At 54.0% G+C, this 23,986-nt stretch carries 24 protein-coding genes; 11 read left to right on the plus strand and 13 right to left on the minus strand.

Features of this window, described 5'->3' with window-relative positions:
* Window positions 1-71: 71 nt before the first annotated feature.
* From HA50_RS11015 to HA50_RS11025, 3 genes are read right to left on the minus strand one after another with little or no spacing between them, the layout of a single operon-like run.
* Window positions 72-665 (minus strand): Slp family lipoprotein, encoded by a 594-nt coding sequence (locus HA50_RS11015; protein ID WP_084875273.1) that lies wholly within the window; start codon window positions 663-665, stop codon window positions 72-74.
* A 60-nt stretch (window positions 666-725) separates the two neighbouring features.
* On the minus strand, window positions 726-1,424 hold the full coding sequence (tsaB, locus tag HA50_RS11020) for a tRNA (adenosine(37)-N6)-threonylcarbamoyltransferase complex dimerization subunit type 1 TsaB (RefSeq protein ID WP_084875274.1): 699 nt from the start codon (window positions 1,422-1,424) through the stop codon (window positions 726-728).
* Between the two features lie 53 nt (window positions 1,425-1,477).
* Window positions 1,478-3,388 (minus strand): DNA repair helicase YoaA, encoded by a 1,911-nt coding sequence (locus HA50_RS11025; RefSeq protein ID WP_084875276.1) that lies wholly within the window; start codon window positions 3,386-3,388, stop codon window positions 1,478-1,480.
* A 124-nt stretch (window positions 3,389-3,512) separates the two neighbouring features.
* Between HA50_RS11025 and HA50_RS11030 the strand changes: the two genes are divergently transcribed.
* Window positions 3,513-3,857, plus strand: a complete 345-nt coding sequence (locus HA50_RS11030; protein WP_084875278.1) for a RidA family protein — start codon at window positions 3,513-3,515, stop codon at window positions 3,855-3,857.
* Window positions 3,858-3,870: 13 nt separating this feature from the next.
* Here HA50_RS11030 and HA50_RS11035 read toward each other — a convergent pair whose 3' ends face one another.
* On the minus strand, window positions 3,871-4,056 hold the full coding sequence (locus tag HA50_RS11035; RefSeq protein WP_084875280.1) for a YoaH family protein: 186 nt from the start codon (window positions 4,054-4,056) through the stop codon (window positions 3,871-3,873).
* Window positions 4,057-4,167: 111 nt separating this feature from the next.
* Here HA50_RS11035 and pabB point away from each other — a divergent pair, with 111 nt between their 5' ends.
* The 4 genes from pabB to HA50_RS11055 all read left to right on the plus strand — a co-directional run bounded on the left by pabB (window position 4,168) and on the right by HA50_RS11055 (window position 9,470).
* Window positions 4,168-5,526 (plus strand): aminodeoxychorismate synthase component 1, encoded by a 1,359-nt coding sequence (pabB, locus tag HA50_RS11040; protein ID WP_084875282.1) that lies wholly within the window; start codon window positions 4,168-4,170, stop codon window positions 5,524-5,526.
* A gap of 1 nt (window position 5,527) precedes the next feature.
* Complete coding sequence (locus HA50_RS11045; RefSeq protein ID WP_084875285.1) at window positions 5,528-6,106, plus strand: CoA pyrophosphatase; 579 nt, start codon at window positions 5,528-5,530, stop codon at window positions 6,104-6,106.
* Window positions 6,107-6,300: 194 nt separating this feature from the next.
* Window positions 6,301-7,665, plus strand: a complete 1,365-nt coding sequence (locus tag HA50_RS11050) for an L-serine ammonia-lyase (RefSeq protein ID WP_084875287.1) — start codon at window positions 6,301-6,303, stop codon at window positions 7,663-7,665.
* 242 nt (window positions 7,666-7,907) lie between these two features.
* On the plus strand, window positions 7,908-9,470 hold the full coding sequence (locus HA50_RS11055) for an EAL domain-containing protein (RefSeq protein WP_084875288.1): 1,563 nt from the start codon (window positions 7,908-7,910) through the stop codon (window positions 9,468-9,470).
* 29 nt (window positions 9,471-9,499) lie between these two features.
* Here the strand turns inward: HA50_RS11055 and HA50_RS11060 are convergent, their stop codons facing one another.
* On the minus strand, window positions 9,500-11,062 hold the full coding sequence (locus HA50_RS11060) for a TerC family protein (RefSeq protein ID WP_084875291.1): 1,563 nt from the start codon (window positions 11,060-11,062) through the stop codon (window positions 9,500-9,502).
* 510 nt (window positions 11,063-11,572) lie between these two features.
* Between HA50_RS11060 and manX the strand changes: the two genes are divergently transcribed.
* From manX to HA50_RS11080, 4 genes are all read left to right on the plus strand, one after another.
* Window positions 11,573-12,535: a PTS mannose transporter subunit IIAB gene (gene manX / locus HA50_RS11065; protein ID WP_084875293.1), complete on the plus strand. Its 963-nt coding sequence runs from the start codon at window positions 11,573-11,575 to the stop codon at window positions 12,533-12,535.
* A gap of 61 nt (window positions 12,536-12,596) precedes the next feature.
* Window positions 12,597-13,397, plus strand: coding sequence for a PTS mannose/fructose/sorbose transporter subunit IIC (locus HA50_RS11070; RefSeq protein ID WP_084875295.1), 801 nt, complete (start codon window positions 12,597-12,599; stop codon window positions 13,395-13,397).
* 15 nt (window positions 13,398-13,412) lie between these two features.
* Entirely contained in the window at window positions 13,413-14,258 is an 846-nt protein-coding gene (locus HA50_RS11075) for a PTS mannose transporter subunit IID (protein WP_013509404.1), read from the plus strand.
* 86 nt (window positions 14,259-14,344) lie between these two features.
* Window positions 14,345-14,803 (plus strand): DUF986 family protein, encoded by a 459-nt coding sequence (locus tag HA50_RS11080; RefSeq protein WP_084875297.1) that lies wholly within the window; start codon window positions 14,345-14,347, stop codon window positions 14,801-14,803.
* Here the strand turns inward: HA50_RS11080 and rlmA are convergent.
* From rlmA to HA50_RS11100, 5 genes are all read right to left on the minus strand, one after another.
* Entirely contained in the window at window positions 14,800-15,606 is an 807-nt protein-coding gene (gene rlmA / locus HA50_RS11085; RefSeq protein ID WP_084875299.1) for a 23S rRNA (guanine(745)-N(1))-methyltransferase, read from the minus strand. The two genes, HA50_RS11080 and rlmA, sit on opposite strands and share 4 nt — an antisense overlap.
* Window positions 15,607-15,745: 139 nt before the next feature.
* Window positions 15,746-15,955, minus strand: a complete 210-nt coding sequence (cspE, locus tag HA50_RS11090) for a transcription antiterminator/RNA stability regulator CspE (protein ID WP_001062678.1) — start codon at window positions 15,953-15,955, stop codon at window positions 15,746-15,748.
* 79 nt (window positions 15,956-16,034) lie between these two features.
* Complete coding sequence (locus HA50_RS31055; protein ID WP_139810977.1) at window positions 16,035-16,115, minus strand: DUF2627 domain-containing protein; 81 nt, start codon at window positions 16,113-16,115, stop codon at window positions 16,035-16,037.
* A gap of 529 nt (window positions 16,116-16,644) precedes the next feature.
* Window positions 16,645-17,655: an MBL fold metallo-hydrolase gene (locus HA50_RS11095; RefSeq protein WP_084875301.1), complete on the minus strand. Its 1,011-nt coding sequence runs from the start codon at window positions 17,653-17,655 to the stop codon at window positions 16,645-16,647.
* Window positions 17,656-17,673: 18 nt separating this feature from the next.
* Window positions 17,674-17,943, minus strand: a complete 270-nt coding sequence (locus tag HA50_RS11100; protein ID WP_084875304.1) for a YebO family protein — start codon at window positions 17,941-17,943, stop codon at window positions 17,674-17,676.
* A gap of 219 nt (window positions 17,944-18,162) precedes the next feature.
* Between HA50_RS11100 and HA50_RS11105 the strand changes: the two genes are divergently transcribed.
* Entirely contained in the window at window positions 18,163-18,399 is a 237-nt protein-coding gene (locus tag HA50_RS11105; protein ID WP_084875306.1) for a YobH family protein, read from the plus strand.
* Window positions 18,400-18,441: 42 nt separating this feature from the next.
* On the opposite strand, the gene kdgR is transcribed toward HA50_RS11105, so the two are convergent.
* A complete protein-coding gene (kdgR, locus tag HA50_RS11110; protein WP_084875308.1) occupies window positions 18,442-19,233 on the minus strand; it encodes a DNA-binding transcriptional regulator KdgR in 792 nt (263 codons plus the stop codon).
* A gap of 191 nt (window positions 19,234-19,424) precedes the next feature.
* Here kdgR and HA50_RS11115 point away from each other — a divergent pair, with 191 nt between their 5' ends.
* Window positions 19,425-20,807, plus strand: a complete 1,383-nt coding sequence (locus HA50_RS11115; RefSeq protein WP_084875310.1) for an MFS transporter — start codon at window positions 19,425-19,427, stop codon at window positions 20,805-20,807.
* Window positions 20,808-20,849: 42 nt separating this feature from the next.
* Here the strand turns inward: HA50_RS11115 and htpX are convergent, their stop codons facing one another.
* Together htpX and prc are read right to left on the minus strand one after the other, a co-directional pair.
* A complete protein-coding gene (gene htpX / locus HA50_RS11120) occupies window positions 20,850-21,731 on the minus strand; it encodes a protease HtpX (RefSeq protein WP_021182993.1) in 882 nt (293 codons plus the stop codon).
* A 211-nt stretch (window positions 21,732-21,942) separates the two neighbouring features.
* On the minus strand, window positions 21,943-23,982 hold the full coding sequence (gene prc / locus HA50_RS11125) for a carboxy terminal-processing peptidase (protein WP_084875312.1): 2,040 nt from the start codon (window positions 23,980-23,982) through the stop codon (window positions 21,943-21,945).
* Between the last annotated feature and the right edge of the window lie 4 nt (window positions 23,983-23,986).

The following is a 23,986-nucleotide window of genomic DNA, read 5'->3' on the forward strand; positions in this document are numbered from 1 at the left end:
CGGTTGCGTGCGCAATAAAAAAGCCCGGTCGCGAGCGCCGCGATCGGGCCGTAAATAACTGAAATAAAATATTATTCAGTCAGAATGGTTTGTACCTGTGCCGGACCGCTACTGTACATGCCCCAGTAAGGGTTAGGTCCCCAGTATCCAGGGTGATGGCGCGTCGGTCCGTAAAATATCCAGGGATCGATGGGCTGCGGTGGCGTCATCACTTGCTGGGTTAAATGCCAGCGCTGATAGCCTTTCACATCAATCACCACAAAATTATAGCTGGCCTGGCCTACGGTGCCTTTTTCGCTACCTTTAATGTTGCCCAGCACCGTGACGTACTGATTATTAACATCGGTCGGATCGACAAACCCGTGGATGTCGGCAAAAATGCGTCCCACCGATGCCGAGCCAAGGCGCGGACGCCCGCTGTCATCCAGCGGCTGAGTGGCGATTTCCAGACGCGTCAAACCATTCAGATTGGTGACGTTCACCACTTTACCGCCAAAGCGTGATTCCTGGCCGACGTAAAGCTGCGGCGCATTCATCACCCGTAATAAATCTTGCTGTGGAAGCGGAGAACTCCCTTTAATGGAATCCGGCACCGAAACACAACCGCTGAGCAACAGCGTGCAGGCTAACAGAGCGCCAGACATCCCTTTACGACTGATTGGCATAAAAGCCTCCTGTTATTTCTCAGATTAGACTGAAAGCGCAGCGATAAGTTGCGTGGTGGCTTAACGTCCCGGCAATTTTTTCCATGCCACTTCATTGCGCAGATAGACCGGTTCGGCGTGCTCCACGGCGACGGTTTCCCCTCGTTGCCAGGCCGCTACGGCCAGCGGCAGCATATCTTCGGCCGCCGGTAAGGTGATTTCGCTGGTCAGCAATTGTGCGCCTGGCGAGGTGAGCAGGTGCGGCCAGGCCTGCCAGCCAGTACCGACGGTAGTCCATTCGCCGCTCAAACTTTGGATACGTGCCTGGGCCGCTTCTGGCGACAGCACCGCTTCGGTCTCTGCACCCTGCCATTCGCCATTGGCGTCACGCTGATACTCTGCCCAGTAGACTTCGCCCATCCGTGCATCAATCGCCGCCAGTACGCGCGTCGCGCCATTTTTACGCCATGCGCCCTGCGCCATCGTGGCTAAGGAGGAGATGCCAATCATCGGCAGATTCGCCCCCAGTGCCAGTCCCTGAGCAATGCCAATACCAATACGCACGCCGGTAAAGCTGCCTGGTCCACGCCCAAAGGCCAGCGCATCGAGCGCCGTCAGTTCCAGCTGCTGCGCCTGCAACAGCTCCTGAACCAACGGCAGAATGCGCTGCGTGTGGTCACGCGGGGCGATTTCGAAACGGGCATCGATGTGCTGTTGATTCAGCAGCGCGGCAGAACAGGCTTCTGTCGCCGTGTCCAGGGCTAAAATTCGGGCGGACATAACAACCTCGGGAGATTCAAAATGGCGCGCATCTTACCACAGCCTGGCACAAATTAGTGACTCTCCTGCTCGCGGGCGAAGCGGATGGCGCGGTCAAGATCGCGGGTACGTGGCGTGGGAGGCAAACTATTGAGGAACAGCGCACCATAGGGACGCGACACCAGACGCTGGTCGCAAATCACCAGCACGCCACGGTCGTCGGTATCACGGATTAAGCGCCCCACCCCTTGCTTCAGGGTGATGACCGCATCCGGCAGCTGGACATCGTTAAACGGATCGCCGCCACGGATACGGCAATCTTCCATGCGCGCCTTGAGCAGCGGATCTTCCGGCGAGGTAAACGGCAGCTTATCAATGATCACCAATGACAGCGCATCTCCCCGCACATCCACCCCTTCCCAGAAACTACTGGTGGCCACCAGCAAGGCATTGCCCGCCTCAATAAACTGCTTCAGCAGCTGGCCTTTGCTGGTTTCGCCCTGCAACAGCACCGGCAGCGTCATGGAGGCACGAAATTCGGCTGCCAGTTCACGCATCATCATGTGTGAGGTACAGAGGAAGAAACAACGTCCCTTATTGGCGTCGATCAGTGGTTTCATCATCCGTGCCAGCTGACGGGCACCTCCGGGGCGGTTTGGCTCCGGTAAGTTGCGCGGCACGCACAGCAACGCCTGACGGGCATAATCGAACGGGCTGTTGAGGATCAGCGTTTTCGCTTTATCGACCCCCAACCGGCTGGAGAAATGGCTCATCTGTTCATTGACCGCCAGCGTGGCTGAGGTGAACACCCAGGCGGCTTTACGATTATCCATCACTTCCCGGAAGCGTTCCGCCACCGAAAGCGGCGTCAGCGCCAGGGTGAAATGTCGGCTGGAGCATTCATACCAGTAACTAAAACCGGGTTCATCGATAGCGCGCAGACGTTTCAGGCGGGTTCGGTAGAGCGCGGCACGCTCAAAGGCGGCATCCAGCAACGCGGAGCGTCCCAGCGACAGTTTGATCACGTCATAACAAAGCTCCAGCGCATCATCCAGCAGAGTCAGCATGCGCATCACGTTGTTATCGTTTAGCAGATCGCGCAGATTGCCTCGGAAGCCCGGATCCCCGAGCGTCAGACGGAAATCCTGGGTGCATTGCGCCAGCCGGTCGGCGGATTTCTGTAGCTGCTGCACATCACGCACTTCGGTACGGTAGGCAATGATGATGTCTTTGACTAAATCGAGTAGCTGACGGCTGGAGAGTTGCTGGCCGAAATACTGGCTGGCGATATCCGGTAACTGGTGCGCTTCGTCGAAAATCATCACCTCAGCTTCCGGGATCAACTCCGCAAAGCCGCTCTCCTTCACCACTAAATCGGCGAGGAAAAGATGATGATTGACCACCACCACGTCCGCATCCATGGCCCGTTTACGCGCTTTCACCACAAAGCAATCTTTATACAGCGGGCAATCACTGCCGAGGCAGTTGTCGTTGGTGCTGGTGACATAAGGCCACACCGGGCTGTCTTCGGCGACACCGATACAGCTGCTGATATCACCGTCAACGGTTTCTGATGACCAGCCGCGCAGGGTAATCAAATCCCCCAACGCCTGAACACTGAGGTCGCCACCGGTTTGCGTTTGCTGTTCCATCCGCTCAAGACACAGATAGTTGGAGCGGCCTTTCAACAGCGCGGTTTTGCCTTTAAATTTCAGGGCGCGGGCAATGGTGGGGAGATCGCGGTTATACAGCTGGTCCTGCAACGCTTTCGAGCCGGTGGAGATAATGACTTTTTTGTCAGCACGCAGTGCGGGGGCAAGATACGCATAGGTTTTCCCGGTGCCGGTACCGGCTTCCACCACCAGCTCACCCCCGGTTTTCACCGCCTCAGCGACCGCCTGTGCCATCTCGCGCTGCGCTTCGCGTGGTTTAAAGCCGGGAATTGCCAGCGCCAGCGCGCCGTCAGCTGCAAAATCGTCTGCCACACATCCTCACCGATTACTCAAAAAGTACTGTAATTATGTCAGGATTCCACTGCTGCGACCACAACAGATGACAGCACACCAGCGGATGTGTCAGGCTAGCAGCGCGAAAATTAAGGAGAAAATCATGACTATTACGCGTATCGATCCGGAACACCGCATGTCGGAAGCCGTTGTTCATAACCAGACCGTGTATTACACCAGCGTACCGGAAAACCTTGATGAGGATGCGGAAGCGCAGACGGCCAATGCGCTGGCGGTGATTGACGCGATTCTGACCCGCGTCGGTTCCGACAAAAGCAAAATCCTCGACGCCACCCTGTTCCTCGTCGACAAAGCCGACTTCCCGGCGATGAACCGCGCCTGGGATGCCTGGGTATCACCGGGCAACGCACCGGTGCGCTGCACCGTTCAGGCTGGTCTGATGAATCCGAAATATAAAGTCGAAATCAAGATCATCGCCGCGCTATAACGCGTTTCGGGCGTCAGACGTCGTCTTCGTCGTCTTCAAAACGCGCCCGAATCTGCTCACCCTGGTGGCTCTGGCGAATTTCATGCGCCACCTGGGCAATCGCCTGGCCGCTGGCCATACCGCCCGCCATCAGTTCCTGAATACGCTCGACAGCCTGTTGTTGCTGTTCGTGAGATAATGCCGGAAGACCTGAAAACATAACTCGCTCCTGGGAAAAAGGGGACGCATTATTCCATGCGGAACAAACAGGTGCCAGCAGCAAAAAAATATGTCAGGCTAACGCCCTTGTTGCTGTTATCTGATTTGTCCCATGATCGTAAAAACCCTCGCTCTGAATTATACGCCGGATACGCTGCCACAGCTTTTTTCCACCCTTGCTCATCAGCCATGGGCGATGTTGCTGACGTCGGGCCATGCCGATCATGCCGATAACCGTTTCGATATCATGACCGCCGACCCGCGCGTCACCCTGGTGACCCGTGGCCCGGCGACAGAAATTACCCAGCAGGATACCACGCTCAGTTCAGCCGACGATCCGCTCACGCTGGTACAACGCTATTGTGATGCCCTCGGTGTTCAGCCTGCTTTTACGGCGGACTTACCGTTCCAGGGCGGTGCGATCGGTTTATTCGGTTACGATCTGGGTCGTCGTTTCGAACACCTGCCACAGCTGGCGCAACAGGATCTCAACACCCCGGATATGGCGGTGGGCATTTATGACTGGGCGTTAATTGCCGATCATCATCAGCAAAAACTGACACTGGTCGCGCTTGATGACCCCGAGGCACGCTGGCAGTGGTTACAGGCACAAACCGCCCCTGCGCTTCAGCCCTTTGCCCTCACCAGTGACTGGCAATCCAACCTGAGTTTTGACCAGTATGCTCAGCGCTTTGCCGCTGTGCAGGCTTATATCCAGGCGGGTGACTGCTACCAGGTGAATCTGGCCCAGCGTTTTCAGGCCAGTTATCGCGGCGATGAATGGCAGGCGTTTCAGCGCCTGAACGAAACTAATCGCGCACCGTTCAGCGCCTTTTTGCGCCTGCCGGACAGCGCGATTCTCAGCCTGTCCCCGGAGCGTTTTCTTTCTCTGCAACAACGGGTGATTGAGACCCGACCGATCAAAGGGACCCGCCCGCGCATGGCCGACCCGCAAGCCGATCGTCAGCAGGCGCAGGAACTGGCTGACGCCGAGAAAGATCGCGCCGAGAACCTGATGATTGTTGACCTGCTGCGTAATGATATTGGTCGTGTCGCCGAACCGGGCAGCGTCAGCGTGCCGGAACTGTTTGTGGTGGAACCTTTCCCTGCGGTGCATCATCTGGTCAGCACGGTGCGCGCACAGTTACCGGCGACCCTTGCCGCCACTGACCTGTTGCGCGCCTGTTTTCCGGGCGGTTCCATCACCGGCGCACCGAAAATCCGTGCGATGGAGATCATTGAAGAACTCGAACCTCATCGCCGCAATGCCTGGTGTGGCAGTATTGGTTACCTCAGCCTGTGTGGCCGTATGGATACCAGCATCACTATACGCACGCTAATTGCCGAAAATCAGCAGTTGTATTGTGCAGCGGGTGGTGGTCTGGTGGCTGACAGCGTCGTCGCGGCGGAGTATCAGGAAACGCTGCACAAAGTGAATCGTATTCTGCCCAGCCTGCAGGAGCCATTTTAAGATGAACGGAGCACTGACCCTCGACCAATTTCTGAGCCGTTTTGTGCTGCAACCCCCGGTTGCTGCGCCGAAAAGTGTGATTAACGGCCGACGCGCTGCGGTGCTGGTTCCGTTGATTGACGATGTCGAGCCGGGGTTGTTGCTGACACGTCGATCCACACATCTGCGTAAACATGCCGGTCAGGTGGCTTTCCCCGGCGGCATGCAGGATGCCAGCGATGACTCGCTGATCCATACCGCCCTGCGTGAGGCGCAGGAAGAGGTGGGGATTCAACCCGATCAGGTGCAGGTGGTCGGCGTGTTGCCTGCCGTTACCAGCAGCACCGGGTTCGCGGTGACGCCAGTGGTGGGGATTATTCCCGCCGGGCTGCCGCTCAGCATCAATGCCGACGAAGTCGAAAGTGCCTTTGCCATGCCACTGGCCGAGGCTTTGCGCCTCAGTCGCTACAGCGACCTGACACTGCGTCGGGGTCACCGGCAGCATCAGGTTTGGCTCTCCTGGTATGAAGATTATTTTATCTGGGGCATGACCGCTGGCATTATTCGCGCGCTCGGCCAGCAAATCGCCCTTCCTGCCTGATTTTCCTCTGTGGCATGGCAGCTTGCCATCCTGTCATTTGCTGTTTTTCGCGCCAGCAACGGATAACTATTTCTGTGCTGTATAATTAGTTTATTTCATGCGAAAAGCTGATCCTGTTGCAGCACCTGCGATTACTATTAGCCGCATAAAACGGCCTGCGCCGTACTAAATAAGATTTGTGAGGAGTGTCACCGGTGATTAGTGTTTTTGACATGTTCAAAGTGGGCATCGGCCCATCCAGTTCGCATACCGTCGGCCCGATGAAAGCGGGTAAACAGTTTGTCGATCTGCTGGCCGAACAGGGTAAGTTGCAGGATGTCACACGCGTTGCGGTCGATGTCTATGGCTCCCTGTCACTCACCGGTAAAGGTCACCATACCGATATCGCTATCATTATGGGTCTGGCCGGTGCTGAACCCGCTACTGTGGATATCGATGGCATTCCGGCATTTATTCAGGATGTCGAACAGCGCGAGCGTCTGCTGCTGGCGAACGGTGCGCATGAAGTGGATTTCCCGCGTGAAGGCGGCATGGTGTTTCGCAGTGAAAACCTGTCTCTGCACGAAAATGGCCTGACGCTGTACGCCTTTGCCGGCGATCTGCTGATTCTCAGCAAAACCTACTATTCCATCGGTGGCGGTTTTATCGTCGATGAAGAACATTTTGGCCAACCGGTGCTGGATCAGGTGTCGGTGCCCTGGCCGTTCCACTCCGCCAAAGATTTGCTGAGCCACTGCCGTGAGAGTGGCTTGTCCCTCTCTGGCCTGGTAATGAAAAATGAGCTGGCGCTGCACAGCCGTGAGGAAATCTACAGCTACTTCGCTAACGTCTGGCAAACCATGCAGGCCTGTATCGATCGTGGCCTGAACACCGAAGGCGTGCTGCCGGGTCCGTTGCGTGTGCCGCGTCGTGCGGCGTCATTGCGCCGTCTGCTGGTTTCCTCGACCAAGCTTTCCAATGACCCGATGAATGTTATCGACTGGGTCAATATGTTTGCCCTGGCGGTAAATGAAGAAAATGCCGCCGGTGGCCGCGTCGTCACTGCCCCCACCAACGGTGCCTGTGGCATCGTGCCTGCGGTGCTGGCTTATTACGATCATTTTATTGAAAACGTCACACCGGATATTTATATCCGCTATTTCCTTGCTTCCGGTGCCATCGGCGTACTGTATAAAATGAACGCGTCGATTTCCGGCGCTGAAGTGGGTTGTCAGGGGGAAGTGGGCGTGGCTTGTTCGATGGCAGCCGCCGGTCTGGCGGAGCTGCTGGGGGCCAGCCCGGAGCAGGTCTGCGTCGCTGCCGAAATCGGCATGGAACATAACCTGGGTCTGACCTGTGACCCGGTAGCGGGCCAGGTGCAGGTGCCCTGCATTGAGCGTAACGCTATTGCCTCCGTCAAAGCCATCAACTCCGCCCGTATGGCGCTGCGTCGTACCAGCGAACCGCGCGTGTCGCTCGATAAGGTGATCGAAACCATGTACGAGACCGGCAAAGATATGAACGCCAAATATCGTGAAACCTCACGCGGCGGCCTCGCCATCAAGGTGCAGTGCGACTAGTTCTCCTCTGACACAGCAGCTTGCTTCGGTGCGCAAAAAAACACCGATTGAACTTTTTTATGCAACTGCTGCTACCTCCGTCTGGTTAAACCAGATAGAGTGATTTACACGCGGCCCTCGTTGGCCGCGTTGCTTTTTCAGTACCGCTTTTTTTCCTGAGCCGTGCTAAACCTGGCCGCCGCTATGCCGATAACTTATACGTTACTTTGGCTTTATTCTTAGTCCTTGCAAGGTGGTTACTGATGCTCATAGCCCAGCAATTTGTTGGTCAATTTCGCCGTAAGCGTTTGCTTATTGCGTTAGTGATCGCCGCGCTGGTATTAATTCTTACGCTGACTTTTCGTTATATCGAAGAGAAGTCACGTATTGAGCAGCAGTCACTGGATTTTGCGTCACGCGCCATCGAACGTTTTGACCGTATGTTTTCACCGCTGGATGTCTCCGCCAATAATACCCTCGGCCTGGTTGGCGTATCCTGCCCCGAAGTGCGTTTCCCACTGATTGAAAAAATCGCCGCGCTACAAACGGTGCGTTCAATACAGCTGGTGCAAAACGACATCCTGTATTGTTCCAGCATTTATGGTCCGGGTCATATTTCTTTCAGCCAGACCTACCCCGAACTGGCGATTAATAATCAGCGCATGATGTTAACCACCGATGATTACCTGTTAAAAGGTTCTCCGGTGCTGTTGTTGTGGACGCCTAAGTCGCTGGATAACCGCGAAGGTCTGCTTCAGGTGATTAATATCGAACTGATGACCAATTATCTGCTGGAACCGCAGTTGCCGTGGGTCGAACGCGCCATTTTCAACGTTGGCGGCCAGAGTCTGGAGTATGGCAATCCCCTGATTGAGCCGACCGTGCCGTCAGAAGATGAGGTGGCCTACGACCAGGCATCTCTGCGTTACCCCTATACCATTACCCTGTATGGCCCCTCGCCCGCCCGTCTGGCGCTGAGTACCATGCCATCGCAGTTACCACTGGCGGTGCTGCTGAGCTTGTTGATGGGTTATATCGTCTGGCTGGCGACCGCTAACCGCATGAGCCTTAGCTGGCAAATTAGCTATGGCATCACCGCCAATGAATTTATGGTTTATTGTCAGCCGCTGATTAATGCCAAAAGCGGCGAATGTGATGGTATCGAATTACTGCTGCGCTGGCATAATCCGCGCCAGGGCTGGATCGCGCCCGATGTATTTATTCCGCTGGCTGAACGACAAAATTTAATTGCCCCGCTAACGCGTTTTGTCATCGCTAAAGTGGTGGATGAACTCCCGAACCTGCCGCGTTGCCCCTCCTTCCATATTGCGATTAACGTCGCCGCCAGCCATTTCCACGATCGGGCGATCGTCGAGGATTTACAGCGCATCTGGTGGCCGGCAAATCCCCTGCCGGGCCTGGTGGTGGAATTGACCGAGCGCGATGCTTTACCCATCATTGATCAGTCGGTGGTGGCCCAATTGCATGAGATTGGTGTCAGGCTGGCGATTGATGATTTCGGCACCGGACACAGCTCGCTGGCCTATCTGAAAGACCTCAAGCCGGATGTACTGAAGATCGATAAGATCTTTACCGCAGCCATCGGTACCGATGCTATTAACGCGACCGTGACTGATATGGTGATTTCACTGGCACAGCGTCTGAATATCGCGCTGGTGGCGGAGGGCGTGGAGACGGCGGAACAGGCGCATTATCTGCGCGAACGTGGTGTGGATCATTTGCAGGGCTACTTCTATGCCCGTCCAATGCCGATCGAAGATTTCCCTGACTGGCTGGAACAACATCAGGCCCAGTTAAGCGCATAAAAAACGGCACCCGCAGGTGCCGTTTGGTTTTAGGCTTCTTCTTCCTCATCGTGCGGTCGATCGCGGGTCACACGAACCAAATCCACCCGATAATCTGTCGCTTCGATAATCTGGAAATGCAGCGGCGGTAAATCAATCACTTCTCCCGGCACCGGCAACTGACCTTTCTGATCAATCAACAGACCCGCCAGTGACGCATGGTCATCTTCTGCTTTCACCAACTCGTGATAATCCAGCAGCTGTTGCAGGGAGTGTAAATCGGTGCCGCCTTTTACCAGCCAGCCATCACCATCGGCGATAATGTCCGGGGTTTCATCTTCGTCAGGGAATTCACCGGCAATCGCTTCCAGCACGTCAAGCGGGGTAATCAGACCCTGCACCACACCAAATTCGTTGGTGACGATCACGAAGCTGCCTTTGGCACGACGCAATACGCCTAACAGGTTGATCGGGTCCAGCGTTTCCGGCACCACAATCGGTGGCGTATTGGCAGCGAAAGTCGCCACATCCATGCCGTGCTCCAGCGCGACCAGCAACTCTTTGGCGCGCACCACACCGATGATCTCATCCAGCTCACCACGACACACCGGGAACAGGCTGTGTGGTGTATCCAGCAATTGAATGCGGATTTCGTCCAGCGGACGCTCCACATCTACCCACGAGATTTCACCGCGTGGCGTCATGATGCTGCGAATCGAACGCTGTGCCAGCGTCAGCACGCCGTTGATCATATAACGCTCTTCATCTTTAAAGGCTTCCTGCGGCAATGCCTCCACCAGCGCTGACTCTTCCGTGTTGACGGCTTGCTTACGCTGGCGTCCACCCATCAGACGCAGAATCGCTTCTGCGGTACGTTCACGCATCGGACGATGCGCCTGATGACGAATAAAGTTACGACGCGCAATCTGGTTAAACAGCTCGATCAGGATCGAGAAGCCAATCGCGGCATACAGATAACCTTTCGGAATATGGAAACCAAAACCTTCCGCCATCAGCGACAGGCCGATCATCAACAGGAAGCTGAGACACAGCACCACCACGGTGGGATGCGCGTTAACAAAACGCGTCAACGGTTTCGAGGCCAAAAGCATGACACCCATGGCGATCACTACCGCCGTCATCATCACCGGCAGATGGTTCACCATCCCCACAGCGGTGATCACCGCATCCAGTGAGAACACCGCGTCAAGCACCACAATCTGCGTCACCACCGCCCAGAAGCTGGCATAGCTGCGGTTGCCCTGATGCTCCAGATGGCGGTTTTCCAGTCGCTCGTGCAGTTCCATCGTTGCCTTGAACAACAGGAAGACACCACCGGCCAGCAGAATTAAATCGCGCCCGGAAAAGCTGAAATCGCCTACGCTGAATAGGGGTCGCGTCAATGTCACCATCCAGGAGATGAGTGACAGCAGGCCAAGTCGCATCACTAATGCCAGCGACAGACCGATCAGACGCGCTTTATCACGCTGCTTCGGTGGCAGTTTGTCCGCCAGAATGGCGATAAAAACCAGGTTATCGATGCCGAGAACAATTTCCAGCACGATAAGCGTCAGCAAACCCGCCCAGATTGAGGGGTCGAAGAGAAATTCCATCAATGACTCCTTACCAGGGAAATGCGCACATGCGATCGGGCCTGCGCAGTGAAGCGAGACAGCAGGTCGTTAACGGGTTGGATAACGCCGGAAGGCGTGAAAGCTTGCGCCAGCGGGCGCGGAGAAAGTGTGAAGCGACGTCGGTGACGGTCCATAAAGGTGAGCTAAAGCCCGGTACTCCTGAGGAATAAACAGAACGTTAATGTATCAGTTACATTTCTGGCGTCAAAAAATTTTCTTACATTTACAAACAGTAACAGCCTGAAAGGAGGAGAGATAAAAGCACAAATAAACCCCGTTACGCTCTCAATAACTGACAAACATCACATAAATTATTTTTTCACTCACTAAAATAAATCGCGACCTTATCGCTGTGCAGCGGAAAGTTTTGGCTTATTAATCGATGCTTTTCTTCATCTTAGCCCGAAACGATCCACATGAATCAACAACGGTAATTTTCATCGATTCCCGGCAAAGCCAGAGAATCTCTCATGCGAACGGAGGTAGCAAGTGACCATTGCTATTGTAATTGGTACACATGGCTGGGCGGCAGAACAACTGCTAAAAACAGCAGAAATGCTGTTGGGTGAGCAGGAAAATGTCGGATGGATTGATTTCGTTCCCGGCGAAAATGCAGAAACGCTAATAGAAAAGTATCAGGCACGACTGGTGAATATGGACACCTCAAAAGGTGTGCTGTTCCTGGTTGATACCTGGGGTGGCAGTCCCTTCAACGCGGCAAGCCGCATCGTGGTAGATAAACCGGATTATGATGTCATCGCCGGTGTCAACATTCCGATGCTGGTAGAAACCCTGATGGGACGTGATGACAATCCCTCACTGGAGGAGTTAATTCACATCGCGGTCGAAGCCGGTCGTGAAGGCGTGAAAGCGCTGAAAACCGAAACGGCAGAACCCGCTCCCGCTGCACCGGCCGCCAAAGCCGCACCGCAGCCGCAGAAACCGCTGGCCCCTGGCGAGCATATGAAGATTGGTCTGGCGCGTATTGATGACCGTCTGATTCATGGCCAGGTCGCTACCCGCTGGACCAAGGAAACCAACGTCACACGCATCATTGTCGTCAGCGATGAAGTTGCCAACGACCATGTGCGTAAAACACTGCTCACCCAGGTCGCCCCTCCCGGCGTCACCGCGCATGTGGTGGACGTCGACAAAATGATCCGCGTCTGGAACAACCCGAAATATGGTCGCGATCGCGTCATGCTGCTGTTCACCAACCCTACCGATGTGGAGCGTATTGTTGAACAGGGTGTGGATATCAAATCCGTCAATATCGGCGGGATGGCGTTCCGTCAGGGCAAGACTCAGGTCAACAACGCGGTCTCTGTCGATGAAAAGGATATTGCCGCTTTCCGCAAACTCAATGATCGGGGTATTGAACTGGAAGTGCGCAAAGTTTCTAACGACCCGAAACTGAAAATGATGGACCTGATTGCGAAGGTAAATCCGTAATTCGCCATCTGCGCCTGCGTACGTGGGCGAAAATTCGTGACCTTTGCTTAGGAGAAATGCAATGGAGATAACCTCGCTACAAATCGTTTTGATATTTATTGTGGCCTGTATCGCCGGGATGGGTTCGATTCTTGATGAGTTCCAGTTCCACCGTCCGTTGGTGGCCTGTACCCTGATTGGTGCGGTGCTCGGCGATATGAAAACCGGCATCATCATCGGTGGTACGCTGGAAATGATTGCACTCGGCTGGATGAACATCGGTGCCGCCGTGGCCCCCGATGCTGCCCTCGCCTCCATCATCTCAACCATTCTGGTTATTGCCGGTGGTCAGAGCGTCGGTGCAGGTATCGCGCTGGCAATTCCTCTGGCAGCCGCTGGCCAGGTACTGACCATTATCGTTCGTACTATCACCGTAGCCTTCCAGCACGCGGCCGATAAAGCGGCCGAGAAAGGTAATCTGTCGGCGATTTCGTGGATTCACGTTTCCGCTCTGCTGTTGCAGGCGATGCGTATCGCGATTCCGGCGTTAATCGTCGCCATTTCGGTCGGCACCAGCGCGGTTCATACCCTGCTGAGTTCGATTCCGGAAGTGGTAACTAATGGCCTGAACATCGCCGGTGGCATGATCGTGGTGGTTGGTTATGCGATGGTAATCAACATGATGCGTGCGGGCTACCTGATGCCGTTCTTCTACCTCGGCTTCGTGACTGCCGCCTTCACCAACTTCAACCTGGTGGCACTGGGCGTGATTGGTGTGGTGATGGCAGTGCTGTATATCCAGCTGGCGCCGAAATATAACCGTGTTGCGGGCGCTGCTGCGGCCGGTCCTGCGCAAAACGACCTCGACAACGAACTCGATTAAGGAACAGGTGACATCATGGTTGATACAACTCAGTCTCAAAAGAAACTCACCCCCGGCGATGTCCGTGGTGTGTTCCTGCGCTCCAACCTGTTTCAGGGTTCGTGGAACTTTGAACGTATGCAGGCGCTGGGCTTCTGCTTCTCAATGGTGCCGGTGATCCGTCGTCTTTATCCGGAAAACAATGATGACCGTAAACAGGCCATCAAACGCCACCTGGAGTTCTTCAATACCCACCCGTTTGTGGCAGCACCGGTACTCGGTGTCACCATGGCGATGGAAGAACAACGTGCCAATGGTGCAGCCATTGATGATGGTGCCATCAACGGTATCAAAGTTGGCCTGATGGGCCCGCTGGCCGGTGTTGGTGACCCGATTTTCTGGGGTACAGTGCGTCCGGTGTTTGCGGCGTTAGGTGCCGGGATCGCCATGAGCGGTAGCCTGCTTGGCCCACTGTTGTTTTTCCTGTTGTTCAATATCGCGCGTTTGCTTACCCGTTATTACGGCGTGGCTTACGGTTACCGTAAAGGGGTGGATATCGTTAGCGATATGGGCGGCGGCTTCCTGCAAAAACTGACGGAAGGAGCGTCCATCCTCGGCCTGTTTGTCATGGGGGCTTTGGTCAACAAATGGACACATGTCAATGTGCCGCTGGTGGTCTCGCGCATCACTGACCAGACCGGTAAAACCACCGTTACCACGGTGCAGTCGATTCTTGACCAGTTGATGCCGGGCCTGATCCCACTGCTGTTAACCTTCGGCTGTATGTGGCTGCTGCGCCGTAAAGTTAACGCCCTGTGGATTATCGTCGGCTTCTTTGCGATTGGTATTTTCGGTTACTGGATCGGTTTGCTCGGCCTGTAAAAGACTTAGCCGGGAGCATGTCTCCCGGCTGCTTATTGACGTTACCTGAGCGCCAACGTTCAGGTAACTTCTGTTAAGGAATCATCATGTCACTGACTGACGCCCTGATTGTCCTGCTGATTGCGGGACTGCTGCTGTTCGCCATCTACGATGAAGCCATTCTGCCGCGCCGTAAGGGCCCCACCAAATTGCGGGTGGCACTGCGTCGCCGTCATAAAATCGATAGCGCTATCTTTATCGTGCTGTTAATGATTCTGCTCTGGAACAACGTCAGCCATCAGGGGCCGCAACTGACCACTACCCTGCTGATGGTACTGAGTTTTATGGCTGTCTGGCTGTTCTGGCTGCGCAGTCCGAAACTGCTGATGAAAAACGACGGCCTGTTTTTCGCTGGGGTCTGGATTGATTATCACCGCATCCAAAGTATGAACCTGTCCGAAGATGGCATCCTGGTGATGCAACTGGAGCAGCGACGTCTGCTGATTGCGGTGAAACAACTCGACGATTTAGAACGCATCTACAACACGCTGGTGGAAGCGCGTTAATCACGCTGCCAAAGTGTCAGGGTGAAATCCGCGTCACAACTGAACTCAGTCGCCTCTGCCAGGGTTTGCCACACGTCTTCACGCGCACGCCAGGCGAAAGGTGTCATTTGCAGCAAGGTGGTTGCCGCTTTGCCGCTCAGTGTCATGGTGTACGCCAGATTTTGCTGTTCAACCTGATGAAAACCGGTATACGCCTTCTCCTCCGCCACATGCAGTTGCACTTCGCGATAAATTAACGCTTTAAATTGCTGTAAATGATGCGGGCCAGGGGTCACCGTCAGCAGATAGCCACCCGGCTTTATCACCCGGCTGAGTTCGTCTTCATTGCAGGGCGCATAAATGCGCACAATCGCGTCCAGTGAGGCATCGGCGAATGGCAGGCGCTGGCTTGAAGCCACGCAAAACTTTACTGAGCGATAACGCTTCGCCGCCATGCGAATGGCTGCCTTCGCCACGTCCAGGCCACAGACCTGCGCTGACGGCAGCGCAGCCGCCATGGCTGCGGTGTAGTAGCCCTCACCACAGCCAATATCCAGCAGTTGCGCGGAGGCACCCTGCAGACGCTGCGCCAGCCATGAGGCAAGGTGATCGCGTAATGGCTGATAATATCCGGCGTCGAGAAACTCACGTCTTGCCAGCAGCATTTCCGGGCTGTCACCTGGCTGGCGAGAACCTTTATGCTGTACAGGCAGCAGATTGACATACCCTTCTTTGGCCTGATCGAACTGATGGCCGGCATCACAGCGGTAGCTGGTGGCCTGCAACAGAAGTGGCTGGTGACAAAGGGGGCAAATCAAAGACATAGATAACTCCGGGTTAGCGATTCGCGGCGCAGTGTACCCTGATCATCTGGTAACAGAAAGGACAAAGAAAAGCCCCGGTCAGTGACCGGGGCTTTAGGATTCGTTTCAGCGGTGCATGGCACCCAGCCTGGCGACGAAATCAGATAGCAGTGACGTTAACTGCTGCAGGGCCTTTCTGGCCATCCTGGATTTCGAATTCAACGTTTTGGCCTTCGGCCAGAGTTTTAAAACCATTGCCCTGGATTGCAGAGAAGTGTACGAACACATCTTTGCTACCGTCAGCAGGGGTGATAAAACCAAAACCTTTAGACTCGTTGAACCACTTAACCTGACCTTTAATTTTTGCCATTTTTGCAAATTCCTTAGAGTGTTTATATTGCCCGAAGGCAGACTTACAGAGAAACCAGAGACATTTACTGCATGAGGCACTAATTTAAGGTTTCGGCAAGGAAGCGGTATTCAACGTCAACGTCTTTACTCGTAACTTCTTTACTGAAGATGCCATACATAAACAGAACTGTACCTCGTTTAACCCACGATTCGTTATCACATATCCGCAAATTAATGGCAAGCCATTTTTAAAAGGTCATCGACTTGCCGCACATAATTGCTAGCCAGGGCACACAGTTTACCTGTTTCGCTTCCGCCGCCGTTTACCGCTACTGCACAAAAAAAGGTTATTGATCAGTATCATTACAGCCAAAAATTGTTGTAGTCGAATTAGGATAAACTGTCCAATTCGCCACTATTTAAACGGATAAACATACGCAAAAAATATTGCAAAAATATGGCATAGATAATGTAATCCACCAAAATGTTAACGTCTGACGCAACATATGTGCACCGCGCAAATCCTGTACAATAGTTTTTATTCAGTACAGCTTATTAATAGTTTTGCACCAAAATCAGGAAAATATAAACCTGCCTGCCCCAAATATAAGCACAAATTTGATTTGGCATTTATCTCATTTTTTTCTAACGTCACAACAATTAAATGTTAAAAAAACGCACCAGCTGACGAGATTTAACAAAATGGGCTTAGGACAAATCTGAATCGATATTCGGCAAATTGCGGCTCTCACCTATTCTCCACGGCGCAAAGTCGCTCCCCGTCTCCCCTGCATTGCGCAGTGCCTGTACCAGCACTGCGGGCGGTTCATCCAGCGATTCATCTGCAAGTTCAAACACTCCCCAGTGAATAGGGATGGTTACTGGCCTGCCAATTTGCTGCCACAGCTGCACCGCCTGATCCGGGTCCATATGCTGACCGCGCATGAACCATTTTGGTGCGTAAGCACCGATCGGCAAGGCGGCAAGGTTAAATGGCCCCAGCTTTTGCGCGATGGCCGTGAGATTTTCACTGTAACCACTGTCACCCGAAAACCAGAAGTTTAACGTGGTATTCCTGACCACCCAGCCACACCACAGGGATCGGTTACGATCAAAGAAAGAACGCATACTCCAGTGACGTGCAGGTACCGCAGTAAAGTGGATACCGGCCAGCTCAATACTTTGCCACCAGTCCAGTTGGGTCACATGACGGACGCCCCGGCGACGGCACCAATCTTCCATACCGAGCGGCACCAAAAAATGCGCCTGCGGAAATTGTCGCGCGATGCGTTTCACCGTCGGGCGATCCAGATGATCATAGTGATTGTGCGAGATCAGCACGTAGTCGAGATGCGGTAACTGCGCAACGCTGAGTGGTGCCGGGGTTTTACGTTGTGGACCCACAAACGGCAGCGGTGACGCGCGTTGTGACAGAGCCGGGTCAATCAGCACGTAACGTTGATTAACACGCAGAAGTAAGGCGGCATGGCCCAGCCACCAGATACGATCGTCATCACCACTTAAATCAACCGGCTGGCACCAGTCACTGATAAATGCCGGATAACCCGCCTGCGGTGGCAGAGGTAACCCCTGCTCTTTGCGCTCACGCCGCCAGCGTTGTAAATCCCCAGGATGCCGTAACTCCTCTTCCGGATTACGGAAGCCCTGCGGCGTGTGGTGCATTTTTGCCGCATCGTACCAGGGGTTCTGCCAGGCCATTACCTCTCCATTCGATAATTAACGTTCCGGGATCAAGCGAATAAAATCGCGCTTTTCACTCTCTTCTTCGCTTTTTGTTGCGGTGTCCGGCTGTGCATCGGCCAGACGGCGTAGTAGCGCATTTTGTTTCTTTTGTTCTTCCAGCAGCGCTTCCAGCAATTGGATCTGCTCACTGGCACGCACGCTGGCTCGATTCACAAAGAACCAGGCGATAAAGGCCACAACGATAATGATGGCCAGTACGCCATAGCTGAACAGCGGACTGGGATTTGCGGCTAACTCATTCATAACTGCCTCAGATTACTGATTAATGTCAAATACTCACTCAGCTGCTGATTCTACGCCTTGCGACGGCAAAAGATAATGGGCACGAACGGAAAGCAGAATTTCCTGTGCGGCATCTTTCAGTTATCTCTGATCGATCTGGCGAGGAAAGCGAGGCATGCTGCTACTATAGAGATGGCAGCAACATCTGGACAGCTGCGTTATGTATCACATGGAGACAAAATGAAACTATTTATCCGGGCGATAGTGGTCATCGCCGTTATCTGGCTGGCAATGTTATTCACGGGCTATGGCGTGTTAACCGGCAGCAATAAAAATGCGGCTGGACTCGGTCTGCAATGCAGCTACCTGACAGCACGTGGCATGATCACTGCGCAGTATCTGCATACCGATAGCGGTATCGTCGGCGTGACAGACTGCCCGCTGCTGAAAAAGAGCGGTGAAGTGGTCGATAACTGATCCGTAAACGGGCTGGTAACGCAGCCCGTTTATCGCATCGGCTTAAAAGGGATAATCGTGATAGCCCATCTGTTCAGAGACAGCACGCGCGGCACGATGCAGCATGGCAACATACTCGTTTTTGCCATCTTCCGAGAAACGAATCGTCGGGAATGAAATGCTCAGACCGGCAATGACGACGCCAAAGCGGTCAAACACCGGCACCGCAATGCAACGCAACCCCTCTTCCTGCTCCTCATTATCTTCACCGAAGCCCTGCACTTTCACCTGGTCAAGCACCTTCAGTAACGCCTCAGCGCTGACGATGGTATTGGCGGTGCTGCGACGAAATTCTACTTCACGCAGGATCTCCTGCACTTCGCTGCGATCGCGCCACGCCAGCAAGACTTTGCCAATTGCTGTGGTGTGCAGCGGATTACGGCGACCAATCCGCGAATACATGCGCAGGTTGTAGAGCGAGTCGATTTTATGAATATAGACAATGCTGTCTTCTTCCAGCGCACCAAGGTGGATGGTCTCTTTGGTCAGGCGTGACAGCTCACGCATCTGCACATCAGCACTACGAATCAGGTCAACATTTTGCAGCGCCTTGGCACCCAATTCGAATAACTTGAGCGTCAGCGAGTATTTTTCCGTTTCACCTTCCTGTGCCACATAGCCCAGCGACTTCATGGTCTGTAAAAAGCGATAGACGGTGCTTTTTGACATCATCACGCGCTGAGAAAGCTCGGTAATGCCATGGTCACGCTCTTCCCCCAGCGCCTGCAAAATACCAAACACCTTCATCACCGAAGAGACGGAATCGGGCTGTTTATCGTTATCAGCGTTCGCCATCGCGTATCCTTTTATAAGGTTGTTTCAAAAAAAACGGAACAGAAGCGCCAGTATATGCGTTTCAGGCCGCAGGCGGCAATGCACAGCACTAAGCGACACATTCACAGATACTTTTTTGTCATGTAATGCGATGCTTTCCGGCATAGAATTGATTAGCATGATGATATTCACTTACTTCACTTATTCCTTCTATGTCCGCAACCTCACTTCAGGATGGTTTACCCGTTCCACAACGTTATGGCGCAATCATTACTATTGCGCTTGGCATTATGATGGCGGTGTTAGATGGCGCGATTGCTAACGTCGCCTTGCCCACCATCTCACGCGAATTAAACGCCAGTCCGGCTGAATCGATATGGATTGTCAACGCCTATCAAATCGCCATCGTGATCTCGCTGCTTTCGCTGTCGTTTCTCGGTGACATGCTCGGTTACCGCCGGGTCTATCAGGCTGGCCTGGCGCTGTTTATCGCGACATCGCTATTCTGTGCGCTGTCGTCGTCACTGAATATGCTCACCCTTGCCCGTGTACTTCAGGGATTCGGTGGCGCTGCACTGATGAGCGTTAACACCGCACTGATACGCATCATCTATCCACAGCGCTTCCTTGGGCGCGGCATGGCGATCAACTCGTTGATCGTGGCCGTGTCCACCGCCGCAGGCCCGACGGTAGCAGCTGCTATTTTATCGGTTGCCAGCTGGAAATGGCTGTTCCTGATCAACGTGCCGCTGGGGATTATTGCTCTGTGGCTGGCACTGCGTTTCCTGCCGGATAACCAGCAGAAAGCGAAGCAGCAGAAGTTTGACGTGGCCAGTGCCATCATGAACGCGCTGTTCTTTGGCTTGTTGATCTCGGCGCTGAGTGGTTTTGCGCAGGGTCAAAATCACTGGCTGACGCTGGGTGAAGTCGTGGCGCTGCTGTTGGTGGGCGTGGTGTTTATTCGTCGCCAGTTAGCGATGCCGGTACCGCTGCTGCCGGTGGATCTGCTGCGCATCCCCATTTTCACACTCTCTCTCGGCACCTCTATCTGTTCATTCTGCGCCCAGATGCTGGCAATGGTTTCGCTACCTTTCTTCCTGCAAAACGTGCTGGGACGTGATGAAGTGGCCACCGGCCTGCTGTTGACTCCCTGGCCGCTGGCAACGATGGTAATGGCCCCAATTGCCGGTCGTCTGATTGAGAAGGTACATGCGGGTCTGCTGGGTGGGCTGGGACTGGCGATGTTTGCGGCCGGTTTGTTTCTGCTGGCCCTGCTGCCCGCGCAGCCAGCCGATGCCGATATTATCTGGCGCATGATGCTGTGCGGTGCGGGTTTTGGCCTGTTCCAGTCGCCTAACAATCACACCATTATCTCCTCCGCACCGCGTAATCGCAGCGGTGGTGCCAGCGGTATGTTAGGAACCGCACGTTTGCTGGGACAAAGCAGCGGTGCCGCGCTGGTGGCGTTGATGTTCAACCTGTTCAGTGAAAGCGGGACTCATGCCTCGCTGATTCTGGCTGGTGTCTTTTCAAGCGTCGCTGCGGTGGTGAGTATGGCGCGCATGACACAATCGCGTGAAACTGCCGAATCATAAAAACTAAGGGCGCCTGCTGAGGCGCCCTTTTCGTTGTTGCTATTACTTCAGATATGCACCGCTGCGTAACGCTTCGATACGCTTATCCAGCGGCGGATGTGACATAAACAGCTCGCTGAGCGATTTACCTTTACCATTGATACAGAAGGCCATCATGCTGCTCGGCTCCTGCGGTTCATAGCTGGTTTTCAAACGCTGCAACGCGGCAATCATCTTCTCACGACCGACCAGCTTCGCTGACCCTGCATCGGCATGGAACTCACGATGACGCGAGAACCACATAGTGATGATGCTGGCGAGAATGCCGAATACCAGCTCCAGCACGGTGGCAACGGCAAAGTAGACCAGCGGGTTACCGTTGCTACTTTCTTCACCATCACGGTTGCCCGACAGGAAACCGGAAGCCACCTGGGCAATGATACGTGAAATGAAGATCACGAAGGTGTTCACGATCCCCTGAATCAGCGTCATGGTGACCATGTCGCCGTTAGCGATATGGCTGATTTCATGGGCCAGCACCGCTTCTGCTTCATCACGACTCATGTTTTGTAACAGCCCGGTGGATACCGCCACTAGCGATGCATCGCGACGTGCACCGGTGGCAAAGGCGTTGATATCGGGCGCGTGATAAATGGCAACCTGCGGCATCGCAATGCCGGCCTGCTGAGCCTGGCGGCCAACGGTGTCCATCAGCCAGCGTTCCGTTTCGTTACGGGGTTGTTCAATCACTTCACCACCGACCGAACGCAACGCCATCCATTTAGACATCAGCAGTGAAACAAACGCACCGCCAAAGCCAAACAGACCTGCCATAATCATCAGACCCTGAACACTGCTTGACTGGATTCCTGTCAGACTGAGAATCAGTCCGAAAACCAACATCACCGCCAGGTTGGTGATCAGGAAAAGAGCAATACGCATCATAAACGTTAATCTTCCTCAGTTGTGCTCGCGCTTATACGCGGATATACATCCTAGGGTCATTACGCAGCATTTCAAGCAACCTTAATCTTTAAGTGTCTAAAAAGACATAACTTTACATTCAGTAATGTCTCTGCGCCTGGCAAACATTAAGCGGATTAAGGGATAAAAAAAAGCACCGCATTGAGCGGTGCTTGTGATTTGCGCGTAACGATTATTTACTGCCCGCTGCCTGCGGCTGGGATTTCTCCAGCTGCGCCAGGTCATTGGCAATTTTCACCGTTTCATCCAGATACGGATCCGGCTCTTTGTAATCCTTCGGCAGATCGTCGAGGCTCTTCAGCTGCGGTTTGCCTTCCGCCTGATAACGCGCGTTGATGCGTTCCAGACGTAATGCATCTTCATCATGGTTCTCTTTCTCGCGCTGAACAAGATTGAGGGACACGATATTGCGTTTGTCTTTGGTCGCGTTGAAGCGCGCAATATCTTTCATGATGTACTGGAACTCACGATCTTTGGCGATGCGATCGTCATGCTCTTTAGTCAGTTCCGGTACCAGCGGAGTGATATCACCCGTTTTGGTGTAGGTCGCGGCATTGACGCTATCCCACGGTAAGGCGTTATCTTCAAATTTCTCACCGGTCTCTGCCGCTTCAACGCCGGTCGGCATCAGCAGATCCGGCGTGACGCCTTTACGCTGAGTACTGCCGCCATTGATACGGTAGAACTTCTGAATGGTGTACTGGACAGAACCCAGTGCAGGCCATTCCGGACGCAGCATCTGATCGTAGATACGGTTCAGCGAACGATATTGCTGCACGGTACCTTTACCGAAAGTCGGCTCCCCGACAATCAGCGCACGGCCATAATCCTGCATGGCGGCGGCAAAGATCTCAGACGCGGAAGCACTGAAGCGATCCACCAGCACCACCAATGGGCCTTTGTAGTACACGATGCCGTCATTATCACTGTCCTGACGCACGCGACCATTGTTGTCACGCACCTGCACAACCGGGCCACTCGGAATAAACAGACCTGAAAGCGATACCGCTTCAGTCAGTGCGCCGCCGCCGTTGGTACGCAGGTCAATCACGATGCTATCGACATTCTGCTTCTGCAGTTTCTGCAGCTGTACTTTCACGTCATCCGTCAGGCCCACGTAGAAGCCCGGGATATCCAGCACGCCGACTTTTTCTTTGCCGACGGTCTGCACCGTGCCTTTCACCGCGCGGTCTTCCAGGCGGATTTTCTCACGCGTCAGGGTCACAATGCGGGTTTTGGTCCCTTTGCCAGCAGGCAGGATTTCCAGCCGCACTTTGCTGCCTTTCGGCCCTTTGATTTTGGCTACCACATCATCGAGACGCCAGCCGATGACATCTTCCATCGGTTTACCGGGTTGAGCCACGCCGACAATACGATCGCCTACGCTGATCGATTTGCTCTTCGCCGCCGGACCACCCGCTACCATCGAATTGATTACCGTATAATCATCATCCATCTGCAACACAGCACCAATGCCTTCCAGTGACAGGCTCATCTCGGTATTGAATTGCTCGGTGTTACGCGGTGACAGATAGTTGGTATGCGGATCGATTTCGTGTGCAAAGGCGGTCATCGCCAGCTGGAACACGTCTTCACTGTTGCTCTGCGCCAGACGACGGATAGCAAAGTTATAACGCTTGGTCAGCGTGTCGCGAATTTCTTTGTCATCTTTACCGGTCAGCTTGAGGCTCAGCTCATCAAATTTGACCTTCGCATCCCACAGCGCATTCAGCTCATCGGTGCTTTTCGGCCACGGTGATTTGCTGCGATCAATGTCGATGGTGTCATTGCCGGTAAAGTTCATCGGGCGATTCAGCACGCTCAGCGCGTACTGATAGCGCTCAAAGCGGCGTTTCTGCGCCAGATTGTATAAATCGTAAAAAACATCCAGCTTGCCGCTGCGCAGTTCATCACCCAGCGTGGTCTTCTTATCGGCAAACTGCGCGATATCTGAAGCCAGCAGCACATTGTGGTTGTAATCGAGCAGATTCAGGTAGCGATCAAAAATTTTCGCAGAAAAATCCTGATTCAGATCGAACTGGCGATAATGCGAACGGGTAAAACGCGAGGTAACGCGTTCACTGACGGTGGGATGCTGTGGTTCTTCGTGTAACTGGGGAATCTGGTCTGCGCGGGTAATGTTATCCGCGGCAAAACTGGGGCCTGCCAGCAGCAGGCCCGCGATCATACCGATCTTAAAAATATTGTTCATGCCA

Origin of the sequence: Pantoea cypripedii, assembly GCF_002095535.1 — a bacterium.
GTDB lineage: Bacteria > Pseudomonadota > Gammaproteobacteria > Enterobacterales > Enterobacteriaceae > Pantoea > Pantoea cypripedii.

Bases quoted from the DNA above. Each gene is read 5' to 3' on its own strand.
- HA50_RS11045 (WP_084875285.1), top strand. From the start codon at position 5,528: ATGAACGGAGCACTGACCCTCGACCAATTTCTGAGCCGTTTTGTGCTG.
- tsaB (WP_084875274.1), bottom strand. From the start codon at position 1,424: ATGTCCGCCCGAATTTTAGCCCTGGACACGGCGACAGAAGCCTGTTCT.
- HA50_RS11095 (WP_084875301.1), bottom strand. From the start codon at position 17,655: ATGGCCTGGCAGAACCCCTGGTACGATGCGGCAAAAATGCACCACACG.
- htpX (WP_021182993.1), bottom strand. From the start codon at position 21,731: ATGATGCGTATTGCTCTTTTCCTGATCACCAACCTGGCGGTGATGTTG.
- prc (WP_084875312.1), bottom strand. From the start codon at position 23,982: ATGAACAATATTTTTAAGATCGGTATGATCGCGGGCCTGCTGCTGGCA.
- HA50_RS11060 (WP_084875291.1), bottom strand. From the start codon at position 11,062: ATGGAATTTCTCTTCGACCCCTCAATCTGGGCGGGTTTGCTGACGCTT.
- HA50_RS11100 (WP_084875304.1), bottom strand. From the start codon at position 17,943: ATGAATGAGTTAGCCGCAAATCCCAGTCCGCTGTTCAGCTATGGCGTA.
- HA50_RS11030 (WP_084875278.1), top strand. From the start codon at position 3,513: ATGACTATTACGCGTATCGATCCGGAACACCGCATGTCGGAAGCCGTT.
- HA50_RS11105 (WP_084875306.1), top strand. From the start codon at position 18,163: ATGAAACTATTTATCCGGGCGATAGTGGTCATCGCCGTTATCTGGCTG.
- HA50_RS11055 (WP_084875288.1), top strand. From the start codon at position 7,908: ATGCTCATAGCCCAGCAATTTGTTGGTCAATTTCGCCGTAAGCGTTTG.
- rlmA (WP_084875299.1), bottom strand. From the start codon at position 15,606: ATGTCTTTGATTTGCCCCCTTTGTCACCAGCCACTTCTGTTGCAGGCC.
- HA50_RS11075 (WP_013509404.1), top strand. From the start codon at position 13,413: ATGGTTGATACAACTCAGTCTCAAAAGAAACTCACCCCCGGCGATGTC.
- pabB (WP_084875282.1), top strand. From the start codon at position 4,168: ATGATCGTAAAAACCCTCGCTCTGAATTATACGCCGGATACGCTGCCA.
- HA50_RS11035 (WP_084875280.1), bottom strand. From the start codon at position 4,056: ATGTTTTCAGGTCTTCCGGCATTATCTCACGAACAGCAACAACAGGCT.
- HA50_RS11015 (WP_084875273.1), bottom strand. From the start codon at position 665: ATGCCAATCAGTCGTAAAGGGATGTCTGGCGCTCTGTTAGCCTGCACG.
- cspE (WP_001062678.1), bottom strand. From the start codon at position 15,955: ATGGCAAAAATTAAAGGTCAGGTTAAGTGGTTCAACGAGTCTAAAGGT.
- HA50_RS11080 (WP_084875297.1), top strand. From the start codon at position 14,345: ATGTCACTGACTGACGCCCTGATTGTCCTGCTGATTGCGGGACTGCTG.
- HA50_RS31055 (WP_139810977.1), bottom strand. From the start codon at position 16,115: ATGTATGGCATCTTCAGTAAAGAAGTTACGAGTAAAGACGTTGACGTT.
- HA50_RS11070 (WP_084875295.1), top strand. From the start codon at position 12,597: ATGGAGATAACCTCGCTACAAATCGTTTTGATATTTATTGTGGCCTGT.
- HA50_RS11115 (WP_084875310.1), top strand. From the start codon at position 19,425: ATGTCCGCAACCTCACTTCAGGATGGTTTACCCGTTCCACAACGTTAT.
- kdgR (WP_084875308.1), bottom strand. From the start codon at position 19,233: ATGGCGAACGCTGATAACGATAAACAGCCCGATTCCGTCTCTTCGGTG.